The sequence below is a fragment of the Candidatus Corynebacterium faecigallinarum genome (genome assembly GCF_052264515.1).
GTDB lineage: Bacteria > Actinomycetota > Actinomycetes > Mycobacteriales > Mycobacteriaceae > Corynebacterium > Corynebacterium faecigallinarum.
In genome coordinates this window covers 95,888-110,440 of record NZ_JBQQOC010000001.1, presented here as the reverse complement: position 1 = coordinate 110,440, position 14,553 = coordinate 95,888, and the positions used below count along the sequence as shown (strand labels likewise).

The window sequence follows — 14,553 nt, the reverse complement described above, 5'->3', positions numbered from 1 at the left end:
CGGTGAGCCGGAGCGTCCTGCGAAGAAAATGCCCCTTTTTTCGAGAGGCTACCGGTCAGCTCAGTCCGACACGGTGAAAGTGACCGACTGGGTGGTCACGACACCGTAACGGTCGGTGCCTGTGATCGTCGCGGTGTGCTCACCGGCCGCCAGGTCCGCCGGCAGCGCCAGGCGCCACACGTGGGGGCTTCCCGCCGGAGCACTGCCGCTCTCGGAAACCAGGTTGTGCGTGGCTGTGATCGTCTCCGCGTACTCCAGGTCATCATTGAGCGCCTCGCCTTCAGCAGGCTGGGTGTGCTCGGCAGGCTGGGTGGTGCCATCCAGCTCAACCTCGACCGTCGACTCGGTGGAACCGCCGAAGAAGGTGGTGGACAGGAAAGTTTCGCCACCGGCCAGGTCCGCGCGGGCGACCTCCAGCGGGTTGATCTCCTCCGGGGCGTCTCCGACCTGGTCGTTCTCCTGCCACTGCTGGGCGTCCGCAGCCCATTCGCGCCAGCTCGGGGAGTTCACGCCGGTGAGGAACTGGTGATCCTGGTCCTCGTTGCGCACCGTGTAGTACTCGCTGCGTCCGTCGGGGCGGAACTGGAAAGTGAGGATTCCGGGCTCGGACGCGTCCTTCATGTAGGCGTGGGGGACGCCGTTGTCGTTGAGCTCGCCAGAGTACCAGTCGCCCGAGACCGCGCCGGCCACGATCTGGTCGTGGGTCAGCTCGCTGATCGGGCTCTCGGCGTGTTCTGCCCACTCTGCGCGCTGATCACCGGCAATGAGGTGCTCGAGGGTGTGGGTGTGACCACCGACGGTCACCGCGTTCGGGTAGTCGGCGAGGATCTCGTAGAGCTCGTTGGCGTTGTCGGTGACGACGTCAACGTAGTTGACGATCGGGGCGTGGGCGGCGACGACGATCTGCTGGTCATTGTCGACCGTGGCCAGGTCGTTACGCAGCCATTCCAGCTGCTTCTCGTCGATCTTCTCCAGGTAGCCGCCGTTGCCGGAGCCGTCGTCGCCGTTGTAGATGATGTTGTCCAGGGCGACGAAGTGGGTCTCACCGACGTCGTAGGAGTAGTACGGGGCACCGAAGTCACGGCGGTAGGTGTCGGTGGAGTTCACGTCGTCGGCGGCGTCGAAGTCGAGGTCGTGATTACCCGGCAGGGCGCGGACCGGGCCGTTGGCATCGGCGTAGAGCTGTTTGAGATCCGGGTTCAGCGAGAGGTCGTCTCCGACGTTGTCGCCGAGCAGCAGGATCCCGCAGCCGGCGTAGTCGGTGCGCTGTGCCAGATCCGCAGGGGCTCCCTTGCTCGCGTAACCGACCTCCTCTTTGTCGTAGGTCTGGGTGTCGGCGGCCATCGGGCAGGACTGCTCGGCGGCGGCAGTGGCGTCGGACGCAGCCAGCGGGAAGTTCACCGCGGTGGGGACGTCCCCGGTGGGGTCCAGTCCGCCGAACGTCAGGTCGGGTGACCCTTCGGGGTAGTGCTCGTAGCTGAATTGGGCGAAGTTGTGCTCGTCGACAGGGGTCTGCCAGCCGGCAGGCTGGGTGACGGACACCGACATGTTGCCGCGGACCGGGAGTTCGTAGCGTCCCTCGGTGTCGGTGCTCACCACGTCGATGCCGTTGGTGACGTTGACTCCTTCGATGCCGGACTCGTCATCGTCGAGGACGGAGTTCTTGTTGACGTCGTCGAAGACCTGGCCGGTGATGACCTGCTGGTTGTCGGCGGCACCATCGACGACCTGGATGGATCCCTCGTAGAGTCCGTCGTTGGTGGTGGGGGAGTCGGGTGTCGAGGAACCGGGGACTGAGGACCCCGGGAGGGCTCTTGAGAGTGAACCTCCGGTCGAATCCTGATTCGAGACGGCATTGGGGTCCCCGTCGGATTCCTGGCTGGATTCCTGGCTGGACCCCTGGTCGGAGCCGGGGAGGTCGGGGTTCTCCTGGGCGTGTGTGGGTGTGATGGTGAGGATGACGGCGGCGGCGAGTGCGGCGCCGGCGGGCATGCGGAATCTCCGCGGGGACATGGGCAATCTCCTGGTCAGAACGTGAGGGGTGTGACGTGCACGGTCGTGCGCGGTAGTGCGCGGTCGTGCACGGGACACGCTAAACGGACGAGGTGGACCACAGGTGAACGGCAAGGGGACGCGCGGACAACGTCCGGCGACACAGGGCTTCTTTTCGTCTCGACATCATCTATTCGAACACGTGGTTGACAGTCAAGATCTGGCCGACTAGTGTTTTCGGTAGTAAACGTAATGGTGGAGGACGAGGGGAGGTGCTTGACGATGACAGTCGATGTCGGAACCGGGTCATTGTCGGCGGTGCTCAACACCACGGCTGGCGAACTGTCTGGTCATCTCAATCGCGGCGAGATGGCGCTGACGCTTGTTCTGGCGGACCAGCCGGAGGACGTGCGGTGCTCATTGGCGGAATCCTCTCGGGGCCGGGGGCGCGCAGAGGCCGTCCGCTTCGCTCATGCGGCCGATATGGTCCTGCGCATACCGGAGACCTTCATCTGCGTCGCGGAGTCCGGACGGTTCAGCGTGGCTCACCTCGACATGATCTACGTCCGCATCCAGCGCCACATGCGCTCGGTTGCCAGTGCGATGCGCAACGAGGTCCGGACAGTGCTGGACGCGGCCGTGGATGCGGCGCTGTCCTCCTGGCTGTCTGAGGGGGCGGCCGAGGGGGCGGTCGTACACCTCAAAGTCGTCCAGGACCTGGTGGACGCGGTGTTCGCCGAGGTGGCGACCGATATTGCGGAGGCCACCGATCGGCGGGAGGCGGATTCGGCGGAACTGACCCGTTCAGGGACGTCGCTGCGGCTCAACTGCGGTTCGGAGACCATCGCCACCGCGACCTGGGACGCGATCACCCAACGGGCACTCGAGATGCACACCGAGCTCTCGGATGCTGCAGAGAAGGTCGGCCTGGATCTTGACCCTGCGGAGGCGGCTGCCGACGGCACGATAGAGGTGTCCGCCGCGACGGCAGTGGTTCCGACGCTGGGCGAATGCCGCGCACGCGTCCTTCTCGACCTGTTGGGTGATACCGCCGAGACGATGAAGGTCCAGGTGAACCTCTTCCGGCTGTCGACTGACGGAAAAACCGGGGTGGGGCCGGGGTACGTCATTGGCCAGGGTTGGGTCAGTGAAGGTACCGCAGCAATGCTGGAAACCGCGGCCACGAAGACGGTTGTCCTGGAGGATGTCGACGAGGTGTTGTGCGCCGAGTCGGAGCAGTACCGCTTCCCCTTCGTTACTCAGCTGCAGATGGAGGGTCGCGACGGATTCTGCCGGTTCCCGGGATGTGAGGTCCCAGCGTGCCGATGCGACCACGACCACATCGTGGCCTCGTCCCATACCGACCCCGGGTCGGACGGGCCGACGAGCCTGGCGAATGGCATGTGTTTGTGTCGGCGACACCACGTGTTGAAGACACGGGGAATCTGGCGACCGGTCACCGAGGACGGTGGTCTCACCGTGGAGTGGACCGGGCCCGACGGAGAGAAGGTCATCACCCGGGCCTCGGGACCGCTGGCCCAGGTGATGCGACGAGAGATGGAGTCATCCGATCCGGACCCGCCGGATACATCAGACCCGCCGGATACGCCGGGGTCATCGGAACCAGATGGGTGAAACTCTCGTGCGGGGATGCAGAATGTGCCCCAGGTGAGGGAGGGGGAGTGGCGCCGATGTGCCCTCCCCGGGACTTACCTCCGGGGTTTACGGGCGGTAGTTCGACCACGCATTGGGGATCACGGCATCGAGCATGCGACTGAGTGCGTCCCAATTGTTGAAGGCGAACCAGTCAGCCCGACCCAGGAGGGGGTCATTGGCGGCGGAGATCAGGAAGTCAATGTTCATGCCGCACACCGTAACAGGTGTACGGCACGATTGTTGTGTTACTGGAGTGAAAGATGTGACGGAGCTACATCACCCCGGCGCCCTTGAGGTCACTGCCGATACGGGACAGCAAGATACCGATGATCGACAACATGCTGATGATCAGGAAGGCGATCCCGGCCAGCAGTGAGTTGTCGGAATCCACAATTGCACCGATGATGATCGCGATGGTCGCCGCTACCGCGGAGATCCACAGTGCTATCTGGCAGACCAGCCAGAAAAACCGGTAGGGGTCCCGGCGGTCCAAAGGGGTGACCACGGTGTCTTCCAGCGTCACCTGGTCTGGGATCCCGTCGGAATCAGGGTGGTGTGGTGTGGGATCGGGTTGTGTGTTGTCGGTGCGATCGGTCATCGCGAAATTCCCTCCAGTCAGGGCAGTGGACGTGTTACCCCTCCAGCATGCCACCACTGTTCCCAGGGCGGCGGCTGGGTAGTAGGATGAAGCGTCGTTACACGCATGCTTTCGGGGGTGTGCCCCAGAAGTGTGCCTCGGACGGGACGGGGACCGGCAGAATGCCGGTTTCCTTTCGTCCGGACCTCGACATGACCGGGCCGGCCGAGCTGACTGACCGGACAGAACGACTTGAAAGGACAATGCGACGTGCTTCGCACCCATCTCTGTGGTGATCTTCGCCCTGACCACATCGGCGAGGAGGTCACCCTCACCGGTTGGGTCTCCCGTCGTCGGGACCACGGTGGCGTGATCTTCGTCGACCTGCGTGACCGGTCCGGACTTGCCCAGGTCGTGTTCCGCGAGAATGAGGTCGCCGAGCGTGCCCACGCCCTGCGCAGCGAGTACTGCCTGAAGGTCACCGGTGTCATCGAGGCACGTCCGGAAGGCTCCGAGAACCCGAACCTCGCCTCTGGTGGGGTGGAAGTCAACGTCTCGGCCCTGGAGATCCTCAACGAGTCTGCGGCTCTGCCGTTCCAGATCGACGACTCCGCCGCCGGCGGCGAGGTCGGCGAGGAGACCCGCCTGAAGTACCGCTACCTCGACCTGCGCCGTGAGAACCAGGCCCGAGCCCTGCGTCTGCGCTCCAAGGTCAGCGCCGCGGCCCGCAACGTCCTGCTGGACGAGGACTTCACCGAGATCGAGACCCCAACCCTCACCCGTTCCACCCCTGAGGGTGCACGCGACTTCCTGGTCCCGGCACGCCTGCGTCCGGGCAGCTTCTACGCCCTGCCGCAGTCCCCGCAGCTGTTCAAGCAGCTGCTCATGGTCAGCGGCATGGAGCGCTACTTCCAGATCGCCCGCTGCTACCGTGACGAGGACTTCCGCGCCGACCGTCAGCCGGAGTTCACCCAGCTGGACGTCGAGATGAGCTTCGTCGACCAGGAGGACGTCATCGCCCTGGCCGAGCAGATTCTCGCTGCGGTCTGGAAGGAGATCGGCTACGAGCTCACCGGCCCGATCCCGCGCATCACCTACGCCGACGCCATGCGGCGCTACGGCTCGGACAAGCCGGACCTGCGCTTCGACATCGAGATCACCGAATGCACCGAGTTCTTCCAGGACACCACCTTCCGCGTCTTCAAGGCGCCCTACGTCGGTGCCGTGGTGATGGAGGGTGGTGCGTCCCAGCCGCGACGTACCCTCGACGGCTGGCAGGAGTGGGCGAAGCAGCGCGGCGCCAAGGGCCTGGCCTACATCCTCGTCGGTGAGGACGGCACCCTGTCCGGCCCCGTCGCCAAGAACATCACCGATGCTGAGCGCGAGGGCATCGCTGCCCACGTCGGTGCGAAGCCCGGCGACTGCATCTTCTTCGGCGCCGGCGAGGTCAAGTCCTCCCGCGCCCTGCTGGGTGCTGCCCGTGGCGAGATCGCCGAGCGTCTCGGCCTGATCAAGGAAGGCGACTGGGCCTTCACCTGGGTCGTCGACGCTCCGCTGTTCGAGCCTGCCGCCGACGCCACCGCCTCCGGCGACGTGGCGCTGGGCAACTCGGCCTGGACCGCCGTGCACCACGCCTTCACCTCCCCGAAGCCGGAGTGGATCGACAGCTTCGACGAGAACCCGGGCGAGGCCACCGCCTACGCCTACGACATCGTCTGCAACGGCAACGAGATCGGCGGCGGCTCCATCCGTATCCACCGCCGCGACATCCAGGAGCGGGTTTTCGCGGTCATGGGTATCTCCGAGGAGGAGGCCCGTGAGAAGTTCGGCTTCCTGTTGGACGCCTTCGCCTTCGGCGCCCCGCCGCACGGCGGCATCGCCTTCGGTTGGGACCGTATCGTCTCGCTGCTGGGAGGCTACGAGTCCATCCGCGACGTCATCGCCTTCCCGAAGTCCGGCGGCGGAGTCGATCCCCTGACCGACGCCCCGGGTGAGATCACCGCCCAGCAGCGTAAGGAGTCGGGCATCGACGTCAAGCCGAAGAAGAAGGCGCCCCAGCAGGCACAGCAGACGCAGCAGGCTGAGCAGACTCAGCAGGCTCATCAGGCTGAGGCCTGACAACACCCCCACGAGGGAGGACATGGACGTGCTCAACATCGATTCTGCGCTGGGGAGCGCCACGCATCTTCTGGCGAACCGATTCGGCGGAACCCCCGAGCTGACCCACCCCGAGGATCTCGGCGGCAGCGGGGATTCGCTGGTGATCCGTGTGCGGGTCACACCGAACCCGTTCCTGCAGGAACGCACCGTGGTGATCAAGCAGCTGCCCCCGGTGGCTGAGGACGCCGACAGCTCCGAGGCGACCGCCGCGCTGATCCGTGAGGTCGTGGCCTACCAGTACACCAACACGCTGGCTGAGGGGCACCGCCCCGGTCCGCAGTTGCTGGCCCACGACATCGACGGCCGACTCATGGTGCTCTCCGATGCGGGTGACGGTCGTAGTTACGCCGACATCCTGGCCTCCGACGACGAGGACGAGCGGTCCTCCGCTCTGCGCAAGCTCGGTCGAGCACTGGGTCGGATGCATGTGGCGACCGCCGACGGGCATGATGCCTTCGACACCCTGAACCGTCGGCTGTATTCCCGGCACGGTCTGCCTGCCGAGCAGACCGGCGACCGGGACGTCAACGTCCCAGCCTTGATCGAACAGGGTCTCGACCTGCTGGCCCGCAGCGGTGTCGAGGTGGACGAGACGGTGCGTGAGTTTGCCGCCGAGGCCGGCAACCGGCAGCACCGGTCACGGCTGCAGGCGTTCACGCCTTTCGACCTGACCCCGGACAACATCATGCTCTCCGACTCGGTGGTCTTCCTGGACTACGAATGGGCCGGTTTCCGCGATGTGGTTTCCGACGTGACCTGCGTGCTGGCAGGTTTCCCGCATGACACCACGACGCCGCTGATGGAGCCCCTGGAACTGCGCGAGTTCGTGGAGTCCTGGAGTTCCGAGGTCGCGTCCGTCTGGCCGGCGGTGCGCGAGGAAGGTCGCCTGGAGCGGGCGCTGATGGCCTCGCTCATCGGCTGGGCGTTGATGAGTCTGTCGTTGCTGTACCACGGCACCCTCGCCGTCATCGATGTGGAGGGTTCAGCCGCTGACCGGGCCCGGCGCCTCGACCGGATGCCCCGCGAGCACCTGGCCGACCTGGCCACCACCGTCGAAGCGATCCGTCGTTTCGCCGTGCAGCATGTCGAGGTCGACGACCGCTTCCCGAAGGTCGAGTCTTTCGCCGGCGAGCTGCTGTCGATCCTGGGAAAACTCGGGGCATACCCGCAGACCTGGTAGCCGCATCCTGCGGGGCGACATGCCGCGGTTACACTGGGTGCCATGAGTGACGACAGCCTGTTCGAGGTGCCGGGGGAGCAGGCCGGGTCCGTCGGTAACGCGGCCGACTCCTACTTCCACCCGGGTGCCCACGCCCCGCTGGCGGTGCGGATGCGTCCGCGCACGCTGGATGAGGTGGTCGGACAGTCTCATGTGCTGGGGGAGGGCTCGCCATTGCGTCGGCTCGTGGATGGTCGGGGTGATTCCTCGGTCATTCTCTACGGCCCCCCGGGGACCGGCAAGACCACCATCGCCTCCCTGGTCGCCGGGACGTCCGGACGCCGCTTCGCCGCCCTGTCGGCGCTCAACGCCGGTGTCAAGGAGGTGCGTGCGGTCATCGACGAGGCGCGTCGCCGACTGGTGCACGGTGAGTCCACGGTGTTGTTCATCGACGAGGTGCACCGGTTCTCCAAGACGCAGCAGGACGCACTGCTCGGGGCCGTGGAGAACCGCACCGTCCTGCTGGTCGCGGCGACGACGGAGAACCCGAGTTTCTCGGTGGTTGCCCCACTGCTGTCCCGTTCGCTGCTGGTGCAGCTCACGCCGTTGGCCGATGCGGACATCTCCACCCTGCTCCGCCGGGCGGTGACCGACCCGCGTGGCTACGGCGGACGTTTTGTCCTCACCGATGAAGCCTGTGAGCTGCTCACTGCATTGTCCGCCGGTGATGCCCGACGGGCGCTGACCTACCTGGAGGCCGCGGCGGAGAGCGTGGAGTCCACCGAGTCGGGGAAGCTGACTCCCGACGACGTCCGTCGGTCCACTGACCGTGCGATCGCGCGTTACGACCGCGACGGTGACCAGCACTACGACGTGACCAGTGCCTTCATCAAGTCGATCCGGGGTTCTGACCCTGATGCCGCACTGCACTACCTGGCCCGGATGATCGACGCGGGGGAGGATCCCCGGTTCATCGCCCGGCGGCTGGTGGTCCACGCCTCCGAGGACATCGGGCTGGCGGACCCCTCCGCACTGCAGGCCGCTGTGGCGGCACACCAGGCCGTGAGCTTCATCGGCATGCCCGAGGGGCGAATTCCGCTTGCGCAGGCGACGGTGCACCTGGCGACGGCAGCGAAGTCGAATGCCGTGATCGCCGGGATCGACGCCGCCCTGGCCGATGTCCGTCAGGGCAAGGGGTCGGTGGTTCCGGCCCACCTGCGCGACGGTCACTACTCCGGGGCCGAAGCCATGGGTAATGCGGTGGGGTACCGCTATCCGCACGACGATCCGCGCGGGGTGCTGCGACAGGACTACCTGCCGGAGGACCTCGTCGACGCCCGTTACTACCGGCCCACCGACCACGGCCGGGAGAACGCTCTGGGCCAGCGGGTGGAGACCCTTCGCGGCATCGTCCGGGGAAGCGGGTAGACTGTGTCCGGTTAAGCCCGAATTGAGCCCGACAGATGTACCGGCAGAGCTACCGGCACGAGCAATGAGAAGGTCCGAAGAACTGTGCAGACGCATGAGATCCGTGAGAGATTCATCAACCACTTCGTGGCGCAGGGTCACACCGAGGTCCCGAGCGCCTCGCTGATCCTGGATGACCCGAACCTGCTGTTCGTCAATGCCGGCATGGTGCCCTTCAAGCCGTTCTTCCTCGGCGAGCAGACTCCGCCGTACTCCCGGGCCACCTCGATCCAGAAGTGCGTGCGCACACTGGACATCGAGGAGGTGGGCATCACCACCCGCCACAACACCTTCTTCCAGATGGCCGGTAACTTCTCCTTCGGTGACTACTTCAAGCGCGAGGTTATCCATTTCGCCTGGTCACTGTTGACCACCCCGGTCGCCGAGGGCGGCCTTGGCATCGACCCCGGGCGGCTGTGGCCCACCGTCTTCCTCACCGACGACGAGGCTTTCGGCATCTGGCGTGACGAGATCGGTGTGCCCGCCGAGCGGATCCAGCGCCGCGACGGCGAAGACAACTACTGGGACATGGGCGTCCCGGGCCCCGGTGGCCCCTGCTCGGAGATCTTCTACGACCGCGGCCCGGAGTACGGTGCCGACGGCGGCCCGGTGGCCGATGAGAACCGGTTCATCGAGATCTGGAACCTGGTCTTCATGCAGGACATCCGGGGCGAGCTCAGCCCGAAGCAGGGCCACGACCCGATCGGTGAGCTGCCGCAGAAGAACATCGACACCGGTATGGGCATCGAGCGTGTCGCCTGCATCCTGCAGGGTGTCGACAATGTCTACGAGACCGACCTGCTGGCGCCGGTCATCCGCGTTGCCGAGGAGCTCACCGGTTCCCGCTACGGTGCCGCCGACGCCCCCGACACCATCGATGATGTCCGCTTCCGCGTCATCGCCGACCACGCCCGTACCGGCCTGATGCTCATCCTGGACGGTGTGACCCCGGGCAACGAGGGCCGCGGCTACATCCTGCGCCGTCTACTGCGCCGGATCATCCGTTCGGCCCGTCTGCTCGGCGCCACCGGTGCGACCATGGAACGCTTCATGGACACCGTGCGCGAGACGATGACCCCGTCCTACCCGGAGATCGCCGACAACTGGGAGCGCATCCGCGCAGTCTCCGTCGGCGAGGAGACCGCCTTCCTGAAGACCCTGGAGTCCGGCACCCACCTCTTCGAGCGTGAGGCCGCCAAGGTCAAGGCGGCCGGCGGGACGGAGCTGGGTGGCCGTGAGGCGTTCACCCTGCACGACACCCACGGTTTCCCGATCGACCTGACCGTGGAGATGGCCGCTGAGGAGGGCCTGACCGTCGATGTCGACGGTGCGGACGGCTTCACCGCCCACATGGCGCAGCAGCGTGCCCGGGCCAAGGCCGACAACCGGGCGAAGAAGCAGGTCCACGCCGATGTGTCGGTGTACCGATCCTTCGTCGACGGTCACCCCACGGTATTCACCGGCTACGAGCACCGCGATGATGAGGGCCGCATCCTCGGCCTCGTCGTCGACGGCACCCTGGTCGACCGCGCCGCGGAAGGCGCCCACGCCGAGGTCATCCTGGACCGGACCCCGTTCTACGCCGAGTCCGGTGGACAGATGGCGGACCGCGGCACACTCACCGGTCCTGGTGGCATGGCCACGGTGGAGGACGTCCAGAAGACCGGCCGAAAGGTCTGGCTGCACCGGGTCGTCGTCTCCGGTGGTGAGTTGGCGGTCGGCGACACCGTCGCCGCGCACGTCGACCACACCTGGCGTCACCAGGCGCGTCAGGCGCACACCGGAACCCACCTGATCCACGCCGCACTGCGTGATGTCCTCGGGCCCACCGCGGTGCAGGCCGGTTCGTTGAACAAGCCGGGTTACCTGCGTTTCGATTTCACCTACCCCTCACAGCTCACCGGCGACCAGCTGCAGCGCATCGAGAACATCGCCAATGAGGCGGTCGACACCGACTACTCGGTCAACACCATCGAGACCAGCCTGGAGGAGGCCAAGTCGATGGGTGCGATGGCGCTCTTCGGCGAGAACTACGGCTCCCAGGTGCGCGTGGTGGAGATCGGTGGCCCGTTCTCCATGGAGCTGTGTGGCGGTATCCACGTCGACCACTCCTCCCAGATCGGCCCGGTCACCGTGCTCGGCGAGTCATCGGTCGGTTCGGGTACCCGGCGTATCGAGGCCTACACCGGCCTGGACTCCTTCCGCTACCTCGCCGGCCAGCACCGCGTGGCCGACAACCTGGCGTCCCGCCTGCGGATCCCGAACGAGGAACTGCCGGAGCGCTTCGAGCAGATGACCGAGCGACTGAACCTCGCCGAGAAGCGCATCGAACAGTTCCGCAGCGCCGAGCTGACCGCGAAGGTCGGTGACTACGTCGCCGAGTTCTACGATGTCGACGGTGTGCGGGTCGTCGCTGCCCGGCTGCCCGACGGTGTCGCCGGCGGTGACCTGCGCACCATCGCCAATGATGCGAAGGGCCGGTTCGGCACCGATGAGGCGCTCATCGTCTTCGCCTCGGTGGACCCGGAGTCCGGCAAGGTGCCGTTCATCGCCGCAGCCACCGACGCTGCCGTGAAGCGCGGCCTCGCCGCCGGCGACGTCGTCAAGGCGATCGGCCCGCACGTCGGCGGCCGTGGCGGCGGCAAGCCCGCCATGGCCCAGGGCTCCGGTTCGGACGTGTCCGGTGTGGACGCCGCGATCGCCGCCGTGCGCGACTACGTCTCCTCCGTGACCTCGACTACCGGAGGCGCCCGCTGATGAGCGGCGGAGCTCCCCAGGCGGACCGGCCTGGTGACGACGACCCGGGCCGGGGCCGCCGGCTGGGTCTGGACGTCGGGACGGTCCGCATCGGCGTGTCGCTGTCGGATCCTGACGGCATCCTCGCCACCCCGCTGGAGACCGTCGACGCGAAGGGCGGTGACCCGGCCGCCCTGGACCGGATCGGGGTTCTCATCGAGGAGAACTTCGTGGTCGAGGTTGTCGTCGGACTGCCGGTGAGCATGCGCTCGAAACGCACCCAGAGTACCGCCCGCGCCGAGAAATATGCCTCTCATCTGCGACAACGTCTGGAGAATATTCCGGTCCGTCTGGTGGACGAGCGGATGTCGACGGTGGCGGCGACCAGTGCGATGCACGCCTCGGGTGTCAGCGAGAAGAAGGGCCGGTCGCGGATCGACCAGGCCGCCGCAGTGCATATCCTGCAGGGCTGGCTGGATGCCCGGCGGTCCCGGGGATCGACTTTTCCGGGTGTCTGATCCCGGTGGCCAGCCCCGGCATGTAAGAATGTCAGTCACTGACGTGCTCATACCCTCATCCGGACCCTGAAACCCCGGTGCGCCCGATGCACCCGGAGTACCCCGTGTACCCGGTGGCGTCGGGGACCACGGAGAATACGGAGACTACCTTGCCTCGAAAATCCATCAGTCAGCCTCGCTACCGGCGTCGACGCCAGTGGGCGATGGCGATCAGTCTTGGACTGGTGCTGCTCCTGGTGTTCGTCGTCGCCTATGTCTACTACCAGCGCGAGGTGGTCGGCACCCGCGACTACGAGGGGCAGGGCAATGGCAATGTCGTGCTGGTTCGTGTGGGCGAGGGCGACACGGTCTCCGGGTTGATCCCCCAGCTGCTGGATGACGGCGTGGTCGGATCCCGCTCGGCGATGCTCTCTGCCGCCGAAAACGCCGAGCAGACCGGCGACAGCCGTGGTCTCGAGGCCGGCTACTACGCCCTGCAGGAGGAGATGTCGGCGGAGAACGCGATGGCGGCATTGACCGACGATGAACGACGGCTGGGCGTGGTGGACATCCCGACCGGGTCCACCCTCGAGGACGTGGCCGTGGTCGGTGGTGACACCCGCGCCGGTATCTTCACCTCCATCGCCGACAACTCCTGCCGTGAGGGGTTGACCGACGGGCTCGAGGACTGTGTGAATGTGGAGGAACTGCGCGAGACGATCGTCTCGTCCAGCGCCGCCGAACTCGGCGTGCCCGAGTGGGCCACCGAGGCCGTCGATGCCCGCCCAGATGATCCCCGCCGGATCGAGGGGCTCATCGCCCCCGGTGTGCACCTGTTCGACCCGACGTCCTCGGCGTCGGAGATCGTCAACAGTCTGCTGACGAACTCCGCGGAGATCTATGAGGGCACCGGCCTGTTGGAGGCCCAGGACTCCGTGGGACTCTCGGCCTACGAGATCATCACGGCCGCCTCCCTGGTGGAGCGGGAGGCCCCGGACGGGGACTTCGACAAGGTCGCCCGTGTGATCATGAACCGTCTGGACATCGACCAGCGCCTGGAGTTCGATTCCACGGTCAACTACGACGTCTCCGCCCAGGAGGTCGCCACCACCGACGCCGACCGTGCCCGGAGAACCCCGTGGAACACGTACGCGAAGAACGGGCTGCCGGACACCCCGATCGCCTCGCCGGGTGTCACTGCCCTGCAGGCGATGGAGCACCCGGCCGAGGGCGACTGGCTGTACTTCGTCACCGTGGATCTGGACGGACGTACCGTGTTCAACCGTGATTTCAAGGACCATGAGGACGCCATCGAGGAGTCCCGTCGCAACGGTGTGCTGGACAGTGCCCGATGAGTGCAAAGGCTACCACCGTGAACGAGACCTCCGGCGTGTCCGGCGTCTTTGACGTCGACGGGTTCCTGGCACTGGCCGCGGACACCGAGGGACCGGTCTGTGCGGTGCTGGGGAGGCCGGTCGAGCATTCCCTGTCCCCGGTGATCCACCAGGGAAGTGCCGGGGCACTCGGGGTTGACCCTTTCACCTATGTGCGGGTGGAGGCCGGCGAGCCCCGTGAGGTGCGACGCCTGCTGGCCAAGGCGCCGGACTCGGTCGCCGGATTCTCGGTGACCATGCCGGGCAAGTCTGCGGCGCACGACCTGGCTGACGAGATCACCGACCGGGCGCAGCGGATCGGCAGCGCCAATACGCTGGTGCCGCTGGGTCAGGGCCGCTGGCAGGCCGACAACACCGATGTCGACGGGGTGTCGACCTGCCTGGCCCACGTCGCCCCTGGGGGACTCTCCGGCGGACACGGGGTGGTCGTGGGCAACGGTGGGACGGCACGTCCTGCTGTCGCGGCGATGGCCGCCGCCGGTATCGGCTCGGTGACGGTGCTGGCCCGTTCCGAACGGGCGTTGAACCTGCAGTCACTGGTCGAGTCCTACGGTATGACCTTCGACTGGGCCAGGTTGGACGATCCGACGGTCACCATCGTGTGTGCCGCCGCGGACGTGTTGGTCTCCACGGTGCCGGCGCAGGGGGTGGACCGGGAGTCCGGTCTGGCCGACGCCTTCGCCAGGGCGGCGGCGGTCGTCGACGTCATCTATGATCCGTACCCCACCGACGTGCTGTCGGCGGCCCGGGAGGCCGGACGGCCCGTCGCCGACGGTCTGCTGATGCTCGCCGGTCAGGGCGCCGAGCAGTTCGAAGCGTTCACCGGGGTGCGGCCGGTGGTGACGGACATGTACCGCCTGCTGCTCGCTCACCGCGGTCTGGAGTAGCTGGGGCACAGGGGCACAGGGGCACAGG

Annotated in this window: 11 protein-coding genes; 8 read left to right on the top strand and 3 right to left on the bottom strand. The window is 66.6% G+C overall.

Annotated elements, in window-relative coordinates:
• Window positions 1-60: 60 nt before the first annotated feature.
• Window positions 61-2,013: a calcineurin-like phosphoesterase C-terminal domain-containing protein gene (locus ACTXPP_RS00465; protein WP_443340414.1), complete on the bottom strand. Its 1,953-nt coding sequence runs from the start codon at window positions 2,011-2,013 to the stop codon at window positions 61-63.
• 261 nt (window positions 2,014-2,274) lie between these two features.
• Here ACTXPP_RS00465 and ACTXPP_RS00460 point away from each other — a divergent pair, with 261 nt between their 5' ends.
• On the top strand, window positions 2,275-3,627 hold the full coding sequence (locus ACTXPP_RS00460) for an HNH endonuclease signature motif containing protein (protein ID WP_443340413.1): 1,353 nt from the start codon (window positions 2,275-2,277) through the stop codon (window positions 3,625-3,627).
• An 87-nt stretch (window positions 3,628-3,714) separates the two neighbouring features.
• Here ACTXPP_RS00460 and ACTXPP_RS00455 read toward each other — a convergent pair whose 3' ends face one another.
• Together ACTXPP_RS00455 and ACTXPP_RS00450 are read right to left on the bottom strand one after the other, a co-directional pair.
• Window positions 3,715-3,855, bottom strand: coding sequence for a hypothetical protein (locus ACTXPP_RS00455; protein WP_301496814.1), 141 nt, complete (start codon window positions 3,853-3,855; stop codon window positions 3,715-3,717).
• Between the two features lie 64 nt (window positions 3,856-3,919).
• Window positions 3,920-4,246, bottom strand: a complete 327-nt coding sequence (locus ACTXPP_RS00450; protein WP_301496816.1) for a hypothetical protein — start codon at window positions 4,244-4,246, stop codon at window positions 3,920-3,922.
• 249 nt (window positions 4,247-4,495) lie between these two features.
• On the opposite strand from ACTXPP_RS00450, the gene aspS reads away from it, so the two are divergent.
• The 7 genes from aspS to ACTXPP_RS00415 all read left to right on the top strand — a co-directional run bounded on the left by aspS (window position 4,496) and on the right by ACTXPP_RS00415 (window position 14,525).
• Window positions 4,496-6,343 (top strand): aspartate--tRNA ligase, encoded by a 1,848-nt coding sequence (aspS, locus tag ACTXPP_RS00445; protein ID WP_301496817.1) that lies wholly within the window; start codon window positions 4,496-4,498, stop codon window positions 6,341-6,343.
• A 28-nt stretch (window positions 6,344-6,371) separates the two neighbouring features.
• Window positions 6,372-7,565, top strand: a complete 1,194-nt coding sequence (locus ACTXPP_RS00440; protein ID WP_301496819.1) for a phosphotransferase — start codon at window positions 6,372-6,374, stop codon at window positions 7,563-7,565.
• Between the two features lie 42 nt (window positions 7,566-7,607).
• Entirely contained in the window at window positions 7,608-8,972 is a 1,365-nt protein-coding gene (locus ACTXPP_RS00435; RefSeq protein ID WP_443340412.1) for a replication-associated recombination protein A, read from the top strand.
• Between the two features lie 84 nt (window positions 8,973-9,056).
• A complete protein-coding gene (alaS, locus tag ACTXPP_RS00430; protein WP_443340411.1) occupies window positions 9,057-11,768 on the top strand; it encodes an alanine--tRNA ligase in 2,712 nt (903 codons plus the stop codon).
• Window positions 11,768-12,265: a Holliday junction resolvase RuvX gene (gene ruvX, locus ACTXPP_RS00425; RefSeq protein WP_301498835.1), complete on the top strand. Its 498-nt coding sequence runs from the start codon at window positions 11,768-11,770 to the stop codon at window positions 12,263-12,265. The genes alaS and ruvX overlap by 1 nt, the downstream gene beginning before the upstream one ends.
• A 149-nt stretch (window positions 12,266-12,414) precedes the next feature.
• Window positions 12,415-13,599 carry an endolytic transglycosylase MltG gene (mltG, locus tag ACTXPP_RS00420; RefSeq protein WP_443340410.1) on the top strand — a complete coding sequence of 395 codons (1,185 nt, stop codon included), beginning with the start codon at window positions 12,415-12,417 and terminating at the stop codon, window positions 13,597-13,599.
• Window positions 13,596-14,525, top strand: coding sequence for a shikimate dehydrogenase (locus tag ACTXPP_RS00415; RefSeq protein WP_443340408.1), 930 nt, complete (start codon window positions 13,596-13,598; stop codon window positions 14,523-14,525). Before mltG ends, ACTXPP_RS00415 begins: the two co-directional genes overlap by 4 nt.
• Window positions 14,526-14,553: the final 28 nt, after the last annotated feature.